Origin of the sequence: Aeromonas sp. 11P, assembly GCF_051920165.1 — a bacterium.
Taxonomy (GTDB): Bacteria; Pseudomonadota; Gammaproteobacteria; order Enterobacterales; family Aeromonadaceae; genus Aeromonas; species Aeromonas veronii.
Map to the genome: position 1 here is coordinate 869,331 of NZ_JBQBDJ010000004.1, position 17,705 is coordinate 887,035.

Genomic DNA, 17,705 nt, shown 5'->3' on the forward strand with positions numbered 1-17,705 from the left:
TCCTTGCATTGTGTTGACTTGCATCAGGTGAAGGAACGCCGCCGTGGGCGTTAACATCCTGTTAACCAGCAATGAGCTTAGGGGAGTGGCAATACGATGAATATTTCAATTTTTGGTGGCTCAGGTATCAGCTAAATCGATATCGAGTGCAGATGAATCTGATTTTTGGTGGCTACCCCGCAAGAGATGGCTAGCGAGGGAGCGCCTGACGGGCCCGCAACCGGCTCTGATCCCGCGCGATATCGATAAATTCCCGCGCCGTCCAATCCAGCCGAGAACCACGGCGCCACACCAGCCCGATATCGATGGCGGGAATGGGCTCCTTGATGGGGCGCGCCTCGACCCGCTCCTGCTCCAGCGACCAGGGGCGATAGGCAAAGTCGGGCAACAGGGCGACCCCGAGCTGGCTGGCGACCAGACTGCGCACCGCCTCCACCGATGCGGTGCGCAGCACGATACGGGGGGAGATGCCGTAGCGGCGCAGGCCGCCACCGATGATCTGATCGAGCTGATCGGCGGTCAGCGAGATCATCGGCTCCTCCCCCAGCGCGGTGAGCGAGAGGGTCGACTCGGCGCAGAGCGGGTGGTTGGCGGCCAGCCAGAGCCGCAGCGGCGAACGGGTCAGCAATTCGGTATCAAACGCCTCTTGCCGAATGGTGCGGTTGGTCATCAGGATCCCCACATCCACCTCGCCGTTGACGATCTGGTGCTCCAGAAAAGGCTGTTCATCCTCCTTCACCTCGATCTGTACCGCCGGAAAGGCGCGGCGAAAACGGCCGAGCGCCTCTGAGAGGTAGTAACCCGCCACCAAGGTGGTCACGCCTATGGTGAGTCGCCCCTGATCCTGCTGGGCCACCGCTTTGAGTGAGTGGCTCGCCTCGGTCATGGCGCCGAGAATACGGCGGGCGTGGAGCAAAAACTGGTGGCCCTGAGTGGTGAGGGTGACGCCGCGCGGATTGCGCTCGAATAGCGGGGCGCCAAGCTCGGTCTCCAACTCGCGAATGGCGCTGGTCACCGCCGACTGGGAGATATGAAGCTCGGCGGCGGCACGACTCACTGAGAAGCTGTCGGCCACGGCCACAAAATAACGGATCTGGCGAAAGGTAAAGTTCATCGGGCATCCTTGCCGATTGGTACGATGAGTGTGATTGGTAAGATTAACTGCCAGCTTAACCGTAAACGGGCGCCTCGCCAAAACCGGACACTGCTGCCAACTCAATGATCTGCCGATTAAAACCATGCCCCTGCGGCTTGGCGAGCACAACAGGGGCATGGGTCATCGCAGCAAGGTGCAGACAGGGCTATCAGGATTTGTTGAGATACCCCGCCAGCTGGCCGATCAGCCGCTTGCGCAGCTCGCCCAGTTTCGGCTTCTCGTCCGCACACCAGGGCAGCGGGCGGCACACCTCTATGGTGCGCAGGCCAAGGCGGGCGGTGAGCAGGCCCGCCCCCACTCCTTGCGCCGCGCGGGCAGAGAGCTTGGCGGTAAGCTCGGCGCCCAGCAAGTCCATCCCCACCTCGGTCACCAGCTCGGTGGCGCCGGCGTAGAGCATGTTGCGAAACACCTGACGGATGAGGCGGATGCGGCTCCAGTAGCCAAGCTCGATGGCGTAGACATCGGCGATGTCCTCGATCATCCGCAGGTTGCGCCACAGCATCAGCATCATGTCGACGGTGGCGAGCGGGCTCAGCGCCACCAGCACGGCGGCCTCCCCTGACCACTTGGCCACCCGCGCCTGCGCCAGCTTGTCACGCTCGCCGAGTACCAGCTGGCTGTAGAGGGTCAGCACCTCCCGATCGCTATGGCTCTCATCAAGCTGGGCCAGCCAGGTCTGATACCCCTCACGCCCCTTGTCGCCACTTTTGACCGCCAACCCTTCGCAGAAGGCCTGCCCCTGCCCGACTCCCTGATGAGCAAGCAGATCTTCTGCGCGCGAGCGCACATCCTGACGCCGCTTGAGGGTGCGCAGCCGCAGCCACTCGCGACCCACCACGCTGGCGGTACCCGCCGCAACCAGCGCCGAGGCCGCCAGCCAGGCGCTGCCCCAGAGCGGGGTGGTGAGAAACTGATCGTAAAGGAAGGCGCCATACTGGCCCAACGAGAGCAGACCGACCGCCCCCAGCCCCCATGCCAACAGTCGATGGCGGCGGCGCGGTTTGATGACGAGGGCGCTCTCCACCTCGGTGAGCTCGTCCAGCTCGTCGAGGCGCTCGAAACTCGCCTCCTCCAGCCGCTGGGCCGGTGCGGGCGGTCGCTCGTCACTGGCCACCGTCAAGGCTGGCTCAAGGATCACCTTGCCCTGCAGCGGTGGCCGCTCTTTTATCTGATCGTTCATCGCATTGTTCTCCTGTGCGCAGCCTTCGGCTCAGGTGCCAAGACCGCACACCGTTATTCGAGGTGATCCCCGAGCAGAAACTCCAGCGCTGCATCGAGCCGGATATGGGGCAGCGCCTGATGGGGGCTCATGGGCATGGGGCGAAACGCCTGAAAATCAAAACCCTGACTGTTCCACCACTGCTCAGGCGGAATATGGGGCGGCACCTCCCCCGGGAACAGCAGCAGCGGCTCACCGCTCAGGCTGGTGCCACGGATGGCCGGGAACTCGCGGCCATTGGCCACCCCCTTGCCAACTTCCGTCGCCTTGATGGCGGCGAGCGCCAGACACTCGGTGGTGATCCCCTCAAAACGGGCCTGACCACGGCCGCTGCGTACCAGATGCTGGAGCAGGGAGACCATGGGCCCATGCTGTTCGGGGGTGACGTGATCGGCCTTGCTCGCCACAAAGAGCAGTTTGTCGATACGGGGCGAGAAGAGTCGCCGCCACCAGTTGCTCTTGCCGTAGGCAAAGCTCTCCATGATGCGGGCGATGGCCTGCTGCATGTCGCCAAAGCTGGCAGCCCCGGCGTTGAGAGGTTGCAGGCAATCCACCAGCACGATCTGGCGATCAAAGCCGGCAAAGTGCTGCTCATAAAAACCCTGCACCAGATGCTGCTTGTACTGCTCGAAGCGCTGCTTGAGAGTGGCGTAAAGAGTGCCATCGGCGGGCTCGCCGACAGGCATCTCCCACACCCAAGGGACAAATTGCAGCATGGGGGCACCGGCATACTCCCCCGGCAACACGAAGCGACCGGGTTGAATAAGATGCAATCCCAGCTCCTGTTTGCAGGCATGCAGATAGGCGGTGTAGCGCTCGGCAAGCTCAGCCACCGGCCGCTCTTCGAAGCGCTGATCGGCCTGCCACCCGGGTGTCAGCCAGCTGGCGGCAAGTGCCTGCAGCTCTGGTCGACGAAGTTGCTCGCGCACCTGTTCGCTCCACTGCTCGTAGCTCATCTCAAGGAGCGGCAAGTCGAGCAGCCACTCCCCGGGGTAGTCCACCAGATCCACGTAGAGGGTGGAGATCTCCCCCAGATGCTTGCGCAGGGGGTGACGGGTGCGATAGCGGATTTCGAGACGCACCTCGGCCACGCCGCGAGTGGGCTCGGGCCAAGCTGGTGGATCGCCAAACAGGGAGTCGAGGCCACGCTCGTAAGCAAAGGTAGGAATGTGGGCATTGAGCTGCGGCACCCGGCGGGCACCGAGGATGCGCCCCTGACGCAGGGCATCCCACAGGGGCAAACGGCCATCTATGGCCGCGTGTTCCAGCTGGTTGACCAGCGCCGTGATAAAGGCGGTTTTGCCGCTGCGAGAGAGGCCGGTCACCGCCAGCCGAATATGGCGATCCCGCACCCGGTTCACCACGTCGTTCGCCTTGTGTTGCAGGCGAGTCAACTTCTGTTCCAGTTTATTGAGTATCAAGGCTTGACCCGTTCTCCCTTGGTGGTTGCATCTGGATAGCTGGTGTTGATGGTGGCGCATCACGGGAGGCGCCGCCATCGACATGGGGGCTTCAGCAAGCACTACAGCTTGCGAAACTCCCGCTGCAGGGTGAACTCCCTGGAGGTCACCAGTTTCTCGATCCGCTGAACTCTGGGCTCCAGCGCGTCAAGTTCCTGCGCGATACGGCCCAGCGCCTGATGAGGGGTGATCCCCGCCTGCCAGCTGCGCGCCTTCATCCGCACCTCGGCAAAGTCGGCATCCTCTTGCGAGTAGAGGGTGACCGGCTTTTTGTCGAGCAGGAACCAGGCGGCGATATAGGCGGTGAAGGTGATGAAACCTGCGAAGATAAGGCCACTAATGGCGAGCAGCCGCACGATCCAGGTCTCCACCCCGAAATACTCTGCCAAACCGGCACAGATCCCGGCTATCTTGCCGCGCTGGGGATCGCGATAAAGGTTACGCCCTTCACGACTGACACTGCTCATACCTTGTTCCTCCAACCGGGTACTTCCGCATCCAGAATCGACTCCAGCGCCCCTACTCGCTCCTGCATCTTCTCGGTGCGAGCCAGCAGCCCTTGCAGCTGTTCCCGCTCGCTATCGGCAAGACCGGCGCCAATCCGCCCCTTGGCACGATAGTGCAGCACCAGCCAGATGGGGGCTACCACCACCATGAAGACCACCATGGGAACCATCAATACGCCCAGCAGATCTTCCATCTGTTACTCCCCCTGTTTGCCTTCGCTTTTGCTGTCGCCCTGGCCCAGCTTCTGGCGCATGGCTTCCAGCTCACGGCTTATCTGATCGTCCACTTCCAGCTCGGCAAACTGCTGCGCCAGCGCCTTGTCGGACTGACCCAGATCGGCGCGCGCTTCCATTTCGTCGATGCGGCGCTCCATCCGCTCGAACTTGCTCACCACCGCCTGGCTCTCGCCACGGGCGACCTGACTCTGCACATTGAGACGGCTGCTGGCCGCTTCGGTGCGAATGGCCATCGCCTTTTGACGGGCGCGGGCATCTTCCAGCTTGGCTTCGAGCTGGCGGATCTCCTCACCCAGCTTCTCGATGCCGCTGTCGACCGCCTGCTGCTCGCGGTAGAGGGTCTCTGACAACTCGGTCTGCTTTTTCTTCTCGATAAGGGCCGCGCGGGCCAGATCTTCACGCCCTTTGGTCAGGGCCAGCTCGGCCTTGGCTTGCCACTCGTCGACCCGCTCCTGATGACGGGCGACCTGACGGCCAATCTCTTTCTGGCTGGCGAGGAAGCGGGCCAGATTGGAGCGCTCCTTGACAAGCTCGTCCTCCATCTCCTGGATGATCAGGCGCACCATCTTCTGGGGATCTTCTGCCTTGTCGAGCAGGGCCGTCAGGTTGGAATTGATGATGTCGGCCAGACGGGAAAAAATACTCATGATTGCACTCCTGTTATTGGCATGGCGTTGTTTCTCCATTGACAATGGCAACTTGTGTGCCAATCTGGAACAAAATTTAACTTGTTGATTTATATGGGGCAGAATAGCCGGATTGCAAGATGCCTCGCGCAAGTGATGATTAAAATCACCAACTTTTGGTAAGATTGACCAGCTTTTACAACTGACAGGGATCACTATGACCACGGCCACGGAAAGCCTGCTGGGGGAATCCAACGCATTTCTCGAGATCATTGAGCAGGCCTCACGGCTCGCCCCGCTGCGCAAACCCGTGCTGATCATCGGTGAGCGGGGGACGGGCAAGGAGCTGATCGCCCACCGCCTACATTATCTCTCGGCGCGCTGGGATCAAAGCTTTGTCACCATCAACTGCGCCACCCTGAGTGAGAGCCTGCTGGAGACCGAGCTGTTCGGTCACGAAGCGGGATCGTTTACCGGCGCGGCCAAGCGCCATCAGGGCCGCTTCGAGCGGGCCGATGGCGGCACCCTCTTCCTCGACGAGCTGGCCACCACCAGCGCCAGGGTGCAGGAGAAGTTGCTGCGGGTCATCGAGTATGGCGAGTTCGAGCGGGTCGGTGGGGCCAAGCCCCTTAAGGTGGATGTGCGGCTGGTCTGCGCCACCAACGAGGACCTCCCTGCGCTGGCCGACAAGGGGCAGTTTCGCCACGATCTGCTCGACCGGCTCGCGTTTGATGTGATCACCCTCCCCCCCTTGCGGGAGCGGCGGGAAGATATCCTGATGCTGGCGGAACACTTCGCCCACAGCATGACCCGGGAGCTGGGCTATCCGCTCTTTGCCGGTTTCTCGCGCAAGGCGACCCAGTTGCTGCTGGATTACCACTGGCCGGGCAATGTGAGAGAGCTGAAGAACGTGGTGGAGCGCAGTATCTATCGTCAGGGCAATCCCCAGCTGCCGCTCTCGACCCTGGTGCTCAACCCGTTTGATTCCCCCTGGCGACCACAGGTCACGCAACCTGCGCAAGAGGCCCGAAGCGAGGTACAATCTGCATCCCCCCTTGCCTTGCCGCTCGATCTCAAGCAGGCGGTGGCGGAATACGAGATTAATTTACTCAAGCAAGCGATGCAGCAATCCCAGTATAATCAGCGCAAAGCCGCTCAACTGCTGGCCTTAAGCTATCACCAGTTCCGTGGCATGCTACGCAAATATCAGCTGCTGGATGGCGATAACGATGCAGAACAAGACTGAAGGAGCGCGGTTGATGCCGACTCCAGCAACACGCCAGCCTTCGCGCTGGCACATTTGTATCAAAACGTGCGTACAAAACCCCTATAAGAACATGGTTCAACAATGAGAATGCTCACACCCTTGCTGCTGGGTCTGCTGGTGCTGGTCACCGGCTGCCAGAAGCAACCCGAGGCCTCCAAAACCGGACTCATCTATTGTGCTGAGGGATCCCCCCTCTCCTTCAATCCCCATGTTTCCAACTCCGGGGTGACACTGGATGCCAGTGCCCGTCCGCTCTACGACCGCCTGCTAGAGGTGAACCCCAACACCCTGGCGCTGGAGCCAGCGCTCGCCACCAACTGGCATGTCAGTGAAGATGGCCTCACCTATACCTTGACCCTGCGCAAGGGGGTGACGTTTCACCATACCCCCTGGTTCAAGCCCACCCGCACTTTCAATGCCGATGACGTGGTCTTTACCTATGCCCGCCAGCTGGACGAGCAGCACCCCTATCACAATGTCTCCGGCGGCGATTACCCCTACTTCTACAGCCTGGGGCAAGATCTGCTGATCAAGCGGGTGAGCAAGAAGGGGCCGCAGACGGTGGTATTCGAGCTGAACCAGCCGAACGCCTCCTTCCTCGCCACCCTGGCCAGCGACTATGCGGTGATCCTCTCTGCCGAATACGCTGAGCAGATGTTGCAGGCGGGCACGCCAGCCCTGCTCGATAGCCGCCCCATCGGCACCGGGCCGTTCAGCTTCAAGGAGTATCGCCACAACGAGTTCATCCGCTATCTGCGCCATCCCGGCTACTGGGGTGGCGATGCCAAGATTGAACAGCTGGTCTACGACATCACCCCCAAATCCGCCAAACGGCTGGCCAAGCTGCTGACCGGCGAGTGCGACGTGATGAGCACCCCTTCCGCCAGTCAGCTCTCGGTGATCAAGCAAAATCCGGCGCTGAGCCTCTCGGTCCAGTCGGGGATGAACGTCGCCTTTTTGGCCCTCAATACCCGCAAGCCGCCATTCAACAACGTCAAGGTGCGGCAGGCTATTGCCAGCGCCATCAATATCGACAACCTGTTGCAGGCGGTCTATTTCGATACTGGTCTGCCCGCCAACAGCCTGCTGCCGACCCTCTCATGGGGGTACAACCCCAGCCTGCCCGAGCGCAAACCCGACCTGAAACGGGCGCGCCAGCTGCTCAAGGAGGCGGGACTGGAGAAAGGGTTCGAGATGCAGGTGCTGGTGCAACCTGACGCCCGCCCCTACAACCCGGATGCGGTCAAGACCGCCCAGCTGATCCGCAGCGATCTGGCCAAGGTCGGGATCAAGCTCAAGATCGTGCAACGGGAGTGGCCGGTGATCGAAGGCCGCCTCACCAAGGGGCTGTACGACAGTCTGCTCTCCGGCTGGATTGCCGACAACGCCGACCCGGACAACTTCTTCCGCCAGCTGCTGAGCTGCTCGGCAGTGGAGCGCGGCAACAACTACAGCCGCTGGTGTAGCCCGGCCTTCGATCAGTTGCTGGATGATGCGGTCACCACGCCCCAGCTCTCGTTCCGGCTGCGCAACTACTACTATGCCCAGACCCTGCTCAACGAACAGCTGCCGCTGATCCCGCTGGCGCACGCCTTGCGTACCCAGGTCAGCCGCAGCGACATCGAGGGGCTGACGCTGATGCCCTTTGGTGGCACCTCCTTCAACCAGGCTCACAGGGAGTAAGCATGCTTCTATACACCTTGCGCCGCATCAACCTGCTGCTCATCACCCTGCTGGCGCTGACCTTTGTCGCCTATCTGCTGGACTATCGGCTGATCGGCAATCAGCTCAGCTTCTGGAGCGGCTACCCCGATTTCCTGCGCCGCATTTTCGCAGGTGACCTGGGGCTCTCCAGCGTCTCCGGGCTGCCGGTGCTGGACGAGATCCGCCACTACTTCCCGGCGACCCTGATCCTCTGTCTGGCGGCGTTCGCCATCTCGCTTCTGGTGGGGATTCCCCTCGGCACCCTGGCGGCCCTGTCACAGGGCAAGACGCTGGATCTCTCCATCATGACTGCCGGTCTTATCGGCTATGCGGTGCCGGTGTTCTGGCTGGCGCTGCTGGTGGTGATGCTCTTTTCGCTGGATCTCGGCTGGCTGCCGGCGTCGGGCCAGATCAGCCTGCTCTACGACGTGCCCCCCATTACCGGCATCGCGGTGATCGATGTGCTGCTCAGCAACGAGCCCTGGCGGCAAGCGGCGCTGCATGATGCCCTGCGCCACCTGATCCTTCCGTCACTGGTGCTGGCGGTGGTGCCCACTACCGAGGTGATCCGCCATGTGCGCAGTTCCCTCATCGACGTGATGAAGCAGAACTACATCAAGGCGGCGGCGAGCCGGGGCCTTTCCAAGGCGCAGATCGTCTGGCGCCATGGTCTCAAGAACGCCTTGCCGCCGGTACTGCCGCTGCTGGGTCTGCAACTGGGTAGCGTGCTCACCTCCGCCATGATCACCGAGGTGGTGTTCGAGTGGCACGGGATCGGCCGCTGGCTCATCAGCAGCATCGCCCTGCAGGATTACGCCGCCATTCGCGGCGCGACCCTGGTGGTGGCCAGTTTCGTGATCCTGACCAGCGTCAGCACCGAGTTGCTGACCACCCTTATCTATCCGGCACGGCGCAAAGAGCTCTATGCCAAACAAGATTGAACGCGCTCATGGCGTGACCAGGAGCCAGGTATCCTATGCAAGATAAATCGAACATCTATCCCGAGCTCAAGATCCTCTCGCCCCTTGAGCAGACGTGGGCCTCCTACAGCCGCAATCCGTTGGCAATGGCGGGGCTATGGTGCTTTTTGCTGTTGCTGCTCATCACGCTGGTGGGGCCGCTGGTCGTTCCCTACGGCATCGATGAACAGCACACCGACAAGCTGCTGCTCGCCCCCTCCTGGGCGGCGACCGGTAACATCGACTACTTCCTCGGCACCGACGATCTGGGGCGCGACATGCTCTCCCGGCTGGTGGTAGGGGCGCGTCTCACTTTCGGCTATGCGCTGGTCGTAGTGGTGATCGCCATGGTGGTGGGCTCAGCCATCGGTATCCTCGGAGGCATGAGCAAGGGGCTCAAATCGAGCGTGCTGCACCACCTGCTCGATACCCTGCTCTCCATCCCCTCCCTGCTGATGGCCATCATCATGGTCGCCATCATGGGGCCGGGTTTTGGCAATACCCTGATAGCCATTACCCTGGCGTTGATCCCGCCCTTTATCCGAACCACCTACAACGCGGTGCATGCCGAGATGCAGAAGGAGTACATCACCGCCAGCCGCCTCGATGGCTCGCCCCCCTTCCGGATCATGCGTCTGGCTATTTTGCCCAACATTGTCGAGACCCTGGTGGCCCAGACCACCCGAACGTTGTCGGCGGCCATTCTCGATATCTCGGCGGTCGGTTTTCTCGGCCTCGGCGCCCAATCTCCCCAACCGGAGTGGGGCACCATGCTGGCCGATTCGAGCGACCTTATCTATCTCGCCCCATGGACCGTCACCCTGCCCGGCATCGCCATTCTGTTCAGCGTGCTGGTGACCAATTTAGTTGGTGAAGGCATTCGAGAAGCACTCAAAGAGGGGAACGACTGATGCCGCTGCTCGATATACGCAATCTCACCATCGAGATCGACACCCCGCAAGGCAAGGTCAAGGCGGTGGACAAGGTGAGCCTGACCCTGACCGAGGGGGAGATCCGCGGTCTGGTGGGCGAATCCGGCTCAGGTAAAAGTTTGATCGCCAAGGTGATCGTCGGCATCGAGAAGGACAACTGGACGGTTCGTGCCGACCGGATGCGCTTCAACGACATGGATCTGCTGACCATGGCCCCCAAGGAGCGCCGTCGCATCATGGGTCGCGAGATCGCCATGATCTTCCAGGACCCCATCAGCTGTCTCGATCCCTCCGAGGAGATCGGCACCCAGCTGGAAGAGGCAATACCGACCGATTCGTTCGAGGGGCAGTTCTGGCAGCGCTTCCAGTGGCGCAAGAAGAAGGCCATCGCCCTGCTGCACCGGGTAGGCGTCAAGGATCACCGCAAGGTGATGCGCGCCTATCCCCACGAGCTGTCGGATGGCATGTGCCAGAAGGTGATGATCGCCATGGCCATTGCCAACCAGCCGCGTCTGCTGGTGGCCGACGAGCCCACCAGCGCCATGGAGTCCACCACCCACTCCCAGATCCTGCGACTGCTGGACAAGATGAACAAGCTGGGCAATACCACCATCCTGATCATCAGCAACGACATCGCCGCCATCGCCAACCTGACCGACACCATCAACGTGATGTACTGCGGCCAGATGGTGGAAGTGGGCACCCGGGAGCAGATCCTCGAGACCCCGCATCACCCCTATACCGATGCCCTGCTCAAATCGATCCCCGACTTTGACAAGCTGGTGCGCCACAAGTCGCGCCTCGAGACCCTGCCCGGCGTCATCCCGCCGCTGCAACATCTACCTATCGGTTGCCGTCTGGGGCCGCGCTGCCCCTACGCCCAGAAGCAGTGCGTGCAGACTCCGTTGATGAACAAGATCAAGGGCCATCAGTTCAGCTGCCACTTCCCGCTGAACATGGAGGAGCCGAAAAAATGATGACCGTTAATGCCCCCATGAAGGAGCCCCGCTTGTGATCGAGCCATCCCTGTTGCAGGTCAGAGGCCTTAGCAAAACCTACCAGAACCGCACCGGTCTATTCCGTCGTCAGGCGGTGGAGGCGATCAAGCCCCTCTCGTTCGATCTCGAAGTGGGCCAGACCCTCGCCATCGTCGGCGAAGCTGGCTCCGGCAAGAGTACCCTCGCCCGCATTCTGGCTGGCATGATCGAACCCACCAGCGGCGACATCGCCATCGACGGCCAGCTGATGGTGCATGGCGATTACCAGACTCGCTGCAAACTGCTGCGGATGATTTTCCAGGATCCCAACACCTCGCTGAACCGCAAGATCCGGGTCGGCCAGATCCTGGAGACGCCGCTGCGTCTCAACACCGAGATGACCGAGGAGGAGCGCCGCGAGAAGGTGGTGCAGACCCTGCGTATGGTGGGGATGCTGCCGGATCACGCCCTGTTCTATCCGCAGATGCTCTCCTCCGGTCAGCAGCAGCGGGTGGCGCTGGCGCGGGCGCTGATCCTCAACCCCAAGATAGTGGTGGCCGATGAGGCGCTCTCCACCCTGGATATCTCGGTACGCTCCCAGATCATCAATCTGCTGCTGGAGATGCAGGAGACCATGGGACTGAGTTATGTGCTGGTAGCCAACGATCTGGGTATCGTCAGCCATATCAGCGACGAGGTGCTGGTAATGCACGAAGGTCGGGTGGTGGAGCGCGGCAAGACTCTCAAGGTGTTTGCCGATCCCCAGCATGAGGTGACTCGCCGTCTCATCCAGAACTACAACAACGAATACCGCAAATAGAGAGGCGCTGGCCGCCTCCCTTGCCGCTGTGTTTCGCCACGCTCGCACGGCGGGATCAAAAAAGCCCACTGCATGCAGTGGGCTTTTTGTTATCGGAGTCGCGGCTTAGGCTTGCAGCAACAGGCGGTTGATGCGGGAGACGAAGCTCGCCGGATCATTCAGCCCGCCCTGCTCGGCCAGCTGGGCCTGTTCGTGCAGCAGGGTGACCCACTCGCCAAACAGCGTCTCGTCTTCGATGGTGTCGAGTTTCTTCACCAGCGCGTGATCAGGATTGAGCTCCAGAATGTACTTCTGCTCCGGTACCGGCTGGCCGGCCGCGCGCATCAGCTTGATCATCTGGGTGCTCATGCCGTAGGCGTCGGTGACGATGCAAGAAGGTGAGTCGGTCAGACGGTGAGTGACACGCACCTCTTTCACTGCATCACCCAGGCTCTTCTTGACCCGCTCCACCAGACCGGCGTTGGCCTTCTCAGCCTCTTCCTGGGCCTGCTTGGAGGCTTCGTCTTCCAGATCGCCGAGATCCAGTTCGCCACGGGTGACGGAGATAAGCTGCTTGCCGTCGAACTCGGTCAGGTGGCTCATCAGCCACTCGTCCACGCGCTCCCACATCAGCAGCACTTCGACACCCTTCTTGCGGAAGATCTCGAGGTGCGGGCTGTTCTTGGCAGCGGCATAGGAGTCAGCAGTGATGTAGTAGATCTTCTGCTGGCCTTCCTTCATGCGGCCAACGTAATCCTCGAGAGAGACGGTCTGGGCTTCGCCCTCGCCAGCGGTGCTGGCAAAGCGCAGGAGCTTGGCGATCTCTTCGCGGTTGGCGTAATCCTCGGCCGGGCCCTCTTTGAGCACGTTACCGAACTCTTTCCAGAACTTGGCGTACTTCTCGGCATCGTCTTTCGCCAGCTTGGAGAGCATGGTCAGGACGCGCTTGGAGCAAGCCTTGCGCAGGGAGGCGGTCACCTTGTTGTCTTGCAGAATTTCACGGCTAACGTTGAGCGGCAGATCGTTGGAGTCCAGCACCCCTTTGACGAAGCGCAGGTAGGTCGGCATAAACTGCTCGGCGTCATCCATGATGAAGACGCGCTGCACATAGAGCTTCAGACCGTGCTTCTGCTCGCGGTTGTAGAGGTCGAACGGTGCGCGGGCCGGTACGTAGAGCAGGCTGGTGTACTCTTGCGCCCCTTCCACCCGGTTGTGACCCCAAAGCAGCGGATCTTCAAAGTCGTGGGCGACGTGCTTGTAGAACTCCTGATACTCCTCGTCCTTGATATCTTTCGGGTTGCGGGTCCACAGTGCAGTCGCGCGGTTGACCTGCTCCCACTCGCCCGGGGTGCCGACGATGGTCTCACCATCCTCTTCGCGATCCGGGGTGCCCTCTTTGAACATCTCCACCGGCACGCTGATGTGATCGGAATATTTGCCCACCACGGAGCGCAGACGCCAGTCGTCCAGGAACTCGTCCTCTTCGGCACGCAGGTGCAGGATGACGTCGGTACCGCGACCCTCTTTGGTCACGTCAGCCACAGTGAAGGAGCCTTCCCCTTCCGATTCCCACTGCACGCCCTGCTCCGGAGCAGTACCGGCGGCGCGGGAGACCACGGTCACCTTGTCGGCCACGATAAAGGCGGAGTAGAAACCGACCCCGAACTGACCGATCAGTTGGGAATCCTTACCCTGATCGCCGGAGAGGTTCTTGAAGAATTCTGCGGTGCCGGACTTGGCGATGGTACCCAGGTGCTCAATCACCTGATCACGGGTCATACCGATCCCGTTATCGGAGATGGTCAGGGTACGCTTCTCTTTGTCCACCACCAGACGCACACGCAACTGGCCGTCGTTTTCGAACAAAGAGGCATCGGAAAGCGCCTTGAAGCGCAGCTTGTCCGCCGCATCGGATGCGTTGGAGATCAGCTCGCGCAGGAATACTTCTTTGTTGGAATAGAGGCTGTGAGCCATCAGGCTCAGCAGTTGTTTGACTTCAGTCTGAAAGCCGTGGGTTTCGGCATGAACACTTTGGGTCATGGACCAATCCTCAGAAACATCGGGTTGAACATATGCCCAACCTAGATGGGGACGGCCAATCAAATATCAAGGGGGCGAATGTGCAATCCAGCTCATTCGCCCCCTGTTGGCGTGTAACCGCCGATTTTATGTTCAGTTTTTCGCGACTTGCCTGCCGCCACCCGCCCCTTACTTGAGGCGCTGACGCCCCATCAGGGAGTGGGAGAGCGTGGTGCCATCCACCAGCTCCAGCTCGCCCCCCACCGGCACCCCGTGGGCGATGCGGCTCACCTCTACCCCGGCAGCACGGGCCATATCAGCGATATACCAGGCGGTGGCATCCCCCTCAATGGTGGGATTAGTGGCGAGGATCAGCTCGCTAATGTGCTCTTCCTTCAAACGGCGCTCGAGAATATCGAGCCCCAGCTCCTCCGGGCCTATGCCATCCAGCGGCGACAGATGGCCCATCAGCACAAAGTAACGACCGGAAAACTGACCGGTCTGTTCGATGGCCGCCACGTCCGCCGGGCTCTCCACCACACAGAGCAGACCATTCTCTTCCCGCTTGGGATTGGCGCAAATATCGCAGCGATCGTTCTCGGTAAAGGTGCGGCAGTGGCTGCAGTGGCCGATCTCGGTCAGGGCGCGAGAGAGCAGCTGAGCCAACCGCAAGCCGCCGCTGCGCTCACGCTCGAGCAGGGTAAAAGCCATCCGCTGGGCAGACTTGGGTCCCACCCCCGGCAATACCTGCAGGGCTTTCATCATCTCATCGAGCAGGGGACTGAACTTCATAACACTCCTTACACGGGCCTCCCCCTCGCCACCACCAGGGCCACGACGGGTCAGCAAAACAGGATAACGCCATTGGCGCAGGACTATACCCGAGCCAGCCCCCCATCGCCATCGGCTTGCCCACAGCGCCCGCAAAAACGCGGATAGCAAAAAGCCCTGATGGAAACATCAGGGCTTTTCAATCTGGCAGTGAATGTGGTGTGAGCGTCAAATTCGCAGCAGCAAATCACTGACTATTCTGAATTGCCACTTTATTAAGACGAGCCGCGACACCGGACAGACCAAGCGAGGTTTATCGCTCCACCCTGCAGGTACCCACATCAGGATGGCGCTTAAAAACAAAAGCCCTGATGTTTCCATCAGGGCTTTGCAATGTGGCGGTGAGGGAGGGATTCGAACCCTCGATACGTTGCCGTATACACACTTTCCAGGCGTGCTCCTTCAGCCACTCGGACACCTCACCAAATTTTTTCTCACTGCTTTATGTGCTTGAGCTGCACATTCGCTGGCGGACCATGCCGCGGCGACGGGGCGTAATGTAAGGGATACGATGGCTTTTGGTCAATGCAATTTTTTACTTTTTGCGTTCGTTTGCTCAATATCCGAACCAAGTGACCAAAAATATGCCGTTTCGTATCCCTTTCAATCAATTTACTGCCGCTTCGTGCAAATGTTCACCTTTGAGCGCCTCTTCCAGCGAGCCGTAGAATTCCAGCTTGCCGGGCTGCGGCCGCACCTTTGCACGGGCCAGGGTCTTGAGCGGTTGGAACTGCAACTCGGCCACCCGCAACTCGACCCCGGCTTTGGCCATCTGCTTGCCAAAGTGGAGGAAGGCTGACAGGCCGCCCGCATCGAGGATGGAAACCGCCTCCATCTGCAACACCAGCACCTGGTGCCCTTTCACTTGTGATTCCAGCTCGGCAAAGACCCGTTCGGCCGCTGCGAAGAAGAGCGGGCCGTTGATCTTGTAGAGCAGGCCGTTGTCCGGCACCTCATGGGCATAGCGCTTGTGCTCGGCCAAATCGTGCAGTTTGGTCATCTTGGCGATTTCGCGCATAAAAAGCAGGGAGGCCAGGATCACCCCGAAGGTGATGGCGATGACCATGTCGAAAATGACGGTGAGCGACAGGCAGACCAGCAGCACCAGCACATCAGATTTGGGCGCGCGACGGATCAGCTCCACCACCTTGTGCGCTTCACTCATGTTCCAGGCCACGATGAGCAGCAAGGCAGCCATGGCCGAGAGCGGCAACCAGGAGAGCCAGGGGGCCAGCACCAGAATGGCGGCCAGCACCACCAGCGCATGGACGATCCCCGAAATGGGGGACGTAGCGCCAGCACGCACGTTGGCGGCAGAGCGGGCGATGGCGGCGGTAGCGGTAATACCGCCAAAGAAGGGGGCGAAGATATTGCCAAGCCCCTGCCCCACCAGCTCGGCGTTGGAGCTGTGCTTGCGACCGGTCATCCCATCGAGCACCACGGCGCAGAGCAGCGATTCGATCGCCCCCAGCATCGCCATGGAGAAGGCGGCAGGCAGCAGCCGCTCAACAGCGGCCAGGTTCCATTCAACTGGCAAGCCATCAGGTCCGGGCAAGGCCCAGGGCATCACCAGGGTCGGCGCGATGGGCGGGATCCCCATCCCCTGGGTGCCATCGGCCAGGGTATAGCTGAACTTGCTGCCGATGGTGGCCACATCCACCCCTAAGTAATGGAGGCCAAAACCCAGACCTACCCCGACCAGCACCGCGGGCAGGTGGCCCGGCACCGGCAGACGCAGGCGTGGCCAGAGCAGCAGCACGGCCAGCGTTGCGACCCCCACCAGGGTATCGCCCCACTGCCAGCTTGGCAGGGCGGCGGTCAGCGCCTCGACCTTGCCCAGATAGGTTTCCGGCATCTCGGGCACGCTCAGACCAAAGAAGTCCTTGATCTGCAGGGTAGCGATCACGATGGCGATACCACCGGTAAAGCCCAGCGTCACTGACGGGGGAATGTACTCGATAAGGCGGCCAAGACGGGCCATCCCCATCGCCACCAGAAAGAGGCCTGAGATGAGCGTCGCCATCAACAGACCGCCGACCCCGAACTGCTGGGCGACAGGATAGAGGATCACCACAAAGGCAGCGGTCGGGCCGGAGATGGAGTAACGGGAGCCACCGGTCACGGCGATCACGATACCGGCAATGATGGCGGTATAGAGACCGTGTTGCGGCGGCACACCGCTGGCGATAGCCAGCGCCATGGCGAGCGGGATGGCGATGATGCCCACCGTCACACCGGCGATCAGGTCACGGCCGAAGCGGGCCATGCTGTAGGGTTCATCAATACAGGACTGGCGTAAGGCTATGGCGAGCTTCACGCTATTTAAAGAGGCTTGCTTGTGCATGTATATCGTAATACCAGAAGAGGGAGATAAAGGCCGGAGAGATCCGGCGCCCGATCATCATCAAGGGCCGGCAGGGCTGTCGACGCGGCGATGGTATCTTGCGTAACCTTACTCCAGACAGGCCATTTTTTCGATGGGCAGGATCAATGAAAAGCACTCTGCCCCATGATTTGGCCCATTTACCGCCAAATCGCCGATCTTGACTCCAGCTCTCCCCCTTTTAGCCACAAAGATTACCATTTGAGACTCATCGGAGTGCCAGCACGTTCGCGACATCATGCTGGCATCATCAGGTTGATGCGAACCGAGCCAATAACCCCTGCGCCGGTTGGGGGTGTGATGGCAAGGGACTGATTGTGCTGAAAATAAACCGAAAAGCGCAACTTTTGGGCAAACAGTCCGAAAATCAGGTTTTCGGGAAATTCGCGGGTTGACACCCGCCGCCCTGGTCATTAATATTCGCCCCGTCTTAACGAGACAGGCAATTCCTCCTTAGTTCAGTCGGTAGAACGGCGGACTGTTAATCCGTATGTCACTGGTTCAAGTCCAGTAGGAGGAGCCACTTTTCCCTCGTAGTTCAGTCGGTAGAACGGCGGACTGTTAATCCGTATGTCACAGGTTCAAGTCCTGTCGAGGGAGCCAAATTCTAAAGCCCAGCCTTTTGGCTGG

General features: G+C 60.7%; 16 protein-coding genes and 3 tRNA genes. 8 read left to right on the plus strand and 11 right to left on the minus strand.

The genetic code is table 11. From position 1 onward, the window contains the following. Window positions 1-190 precede the first annotated feature (190 nt). The 6 genes from ACTG1P_RS04130 to pspA all read right to left on the minus strand — a co-directional run bounded on the left by ACTG1P_RS04130 (window position 191) and on the right by pspA (window position 5,225). Entirely contained in the window at window positions 191-1,114 is a 924-nt protein-coding gene (locus ACTG1P_RS04130) for a LysR family transcriptional regulator (protein ID WP_005346246.1), read from the minus strand. A gap of 190 nt (window positions 1,115-1,304) precedes the next feature. Then, window positions 1,305-2,336 (minus strand): YcjF family protein, encoded by a 1,032-nt coding sequence (locus ACTG1P_RS04135; RefSeq protein WP_440000561.1) that lies wholly within the window; start codon window positions 2,334-2,336, stop codon window positions 1,305-1,307. Between the two features lie 53 nt (window positions 2,337-2,389). Then, entirely contained in the window at window positions 2,390-3,796 is a 1,407-nt protein-coding gene (locus ACTG1P_RS04140) for a YcjX family protein (protein ID WP_440000562.1), read from the minus strand. A gap of 101 nt (window positions 3,797-3,897) precedes the next feature. Then, window positions 3,898-4,302 (minus strand): envelope stress response membrane protein PspC, encoded by a 405-nt coding sequence (gene pspC / locus ACTG1P_RS04145; protein ID WP_005333670.1) that lies wholly within the window; start codon window positions 4,300-4,302, stop codon window positions 3,898-3,900. Then, the gene (gene pspB / locus ACTG1P_RS04150) at window positions 4,299-4,535 is read right to left on the minus strand and encodes an envelope stress response membrane protein PspB (RefSeq protein ID WP_005333672.1); all 237 of its coding nucleotides are present in this window, start codon (window positions 4,533-4,535) and stop codon (window positions 4,299-4,301) included. The genes pspC and pspB overlap by 4 nt, the downstream gene beginning before the upstream one ends. 3 nt (window positions 4,536-4,538) lie before the next feature. Continuing rightward, window positions 4,539-5,225, minus strand: a complete 687-nt coding sequence (pspA, locus tag ACTG1P_RS04155; RefSeq protein ID WP_005361184.1) for a phage shock protein PspA — start codon at window positions 5,223-5,225, stop codon at window positions 4,539-4,541. A gap of 196 nt (window positions 5,226-5,421) precedes the next feature. Here pspA and pspF point away from each other — a divergent pair, with 196 nt between their 5' ends. The 6 genes from pspF (at window position 5,422) to ACTG1P_RS04185 (ending at window position 11,863) form a co-directional block, all read left to right on the plus strand. Further along, window positions 5,422-6,450, plus strand: coding sequence for a phage shock protein operon transcriptional activator (gene pspF, locus ACTG1P_RS04160; RefSeq protein ID WP_440000563.1), 1,029 nt, complete (start codon window positions 5,422-5,424; stop codon window positions 6,448-6,450). A 108-nt stretch (window positions 6,451-6,558) separates the two neighbouring features. Beyond that, complete coding sequence (gene sapA / locus ACTG1P_RS04165) at window positions 6,559-8,154, plus strand: ABC transporter substrate-binding protein SapA (protein ID WP_421346247.1); 1,596 nt, start codon at window positions 6,559-6,561, stop codon at window positions 8,152-8,154. 2 nt (window positions 8,155-8,156) lie between these two features. After that, window positions 8,157-9,116, plus strand: coding sequence for an ABC transporter permease (locus tag ACTG1P_RS04170; RefSeq protein WP_021231386.1), 960 nt, complete (start codon window positions 8,157-8,159; stop codon window positions 9,114-9,116). A gap of 35 nt (window positions 9,117-9,151) precedes the next feature. Continuing rightward, window positions 9,152-10,045, plus strand: coding sequence for an ABC transporter permease subunit (locus ACTG1P_RS04175; RefSeq protein ID WP_440000564.1), 894 nt, complete (start codon window positions 9,152-9,154; stop codon window positions 10,043-10,045). Further along, window positions 10,045-11,043, plus strand: a complete 999-nt coding sequence (locus ACTG1P_RS04180; RefSeq protein ID WP_005333679.1) for a peptide ABC transporter ATP-binding protein — start codon at window positions 10,045-10,047, stop codon at window positions 11,041-11,043. Before ACTG1P_RS04175 ends, ACTG1P_RS04180 begins: the two co-directional genes overlap by 1 nt. Before the next feature lie 34 nt (window positions 11,044-11,077). Beyond that, window positions 11,078-11,863, plus strand: a complete 786-nt coding sequence (locus ACTG1P_RS04185; protein ID WP_005333681.1) for a peptide ABC transporter ATP-binding protein — start codon at window positions 11,078-11,080, stop codon at window positions 11,861-11,863. Between the two features lie 105 nt (window positions 11,864-11,968). Here the strand turns inward: ACTG1P_RS04185 and htpG are convergent, their stop codons facing one another. The 5 genes from htpG to ACTG1P_RS04210 all read right to left on the minus strand — a co-directional run bounded on the left by htpG (window position 11,969) and on the right by ACTG1P_RS04210 (window position 17,473). After that, window positions 11,969-13,882: a molecular chaperone HtpG gene (gene htpG, locus ACTG1P_RS04190; RefSeq protein ID WP_440000565.1), complete on the minus strand. Its 1,914-nt coding sequence runs from the start codon at window positions 13,880-13,882 to the stop codon at window positions 11,969-11,971. A gap of 168 nt (window positions 13,883-14,050) precedes the next feature. Further along, window positions 14,051-14,653, minus strand: coding sequence for a recombination mediator RecR (gene recR, locus ACTG1P_RS04195; RefSeq protein ID WP_019444931.1), 603 nt, complete (start codon window positions 14,651-14,653; stop codon window positions 14,051-14,053). Window positions 14,654-15,028: 375 nt separating this feature from the next. Next, window positions 15,029-15,116, minus strand: a tRNA-Ser gene (locus tag ACTG1P_RS04200). A gap of 183 nt (window positions 15,117-15,299) precedes the next feature. Further along, the gene (gene dauA, locus ACTG1P_RS04205) at window positions 15,300-17,036 is read right to left on the minus strand and encodes a C4-dicarboxylic acid transporter DauA (protein WP_440000566.1); all 1,737 of its coding nucleotides are present in this window, start codon (window positions 17,034-17,036) and stop codon (window positions 15,300-15,302) included. Between the two features lie 275 nt (window positions 17,037-17,311). Continuing rightward, window positions 17,312-17,473, minus strand: coding sequence for a hypothetical protein (locus ACTG1P_RS04210; protein ID WP_440000567.1), 162 nt, complete (start codon window positions 17,471-17,473; stop codon window positions 17,312-17,314). Between the two features lie 49 nt (window positions 17,474-17,522). On the opposite strand from ACTG1P_RS04210, the gene ACTG1P_RS04215 reads away from it, so the two are divergent. Beyond that, window positions 17,523-17,598 (plus strand) — tRNA-Asn (locus tag ACTG1P_RS04215). A 4-nt stretch (window positions 17,599-17,602) separates the two neighbouring features. Next, window positions 17,603-17,678: transfer RNA gene (locus ACTG1P_RS04220), tRNA-Asn, on the plus strand. Window positions 17,679-17,705: the final 27 nt, after the last annotated feature.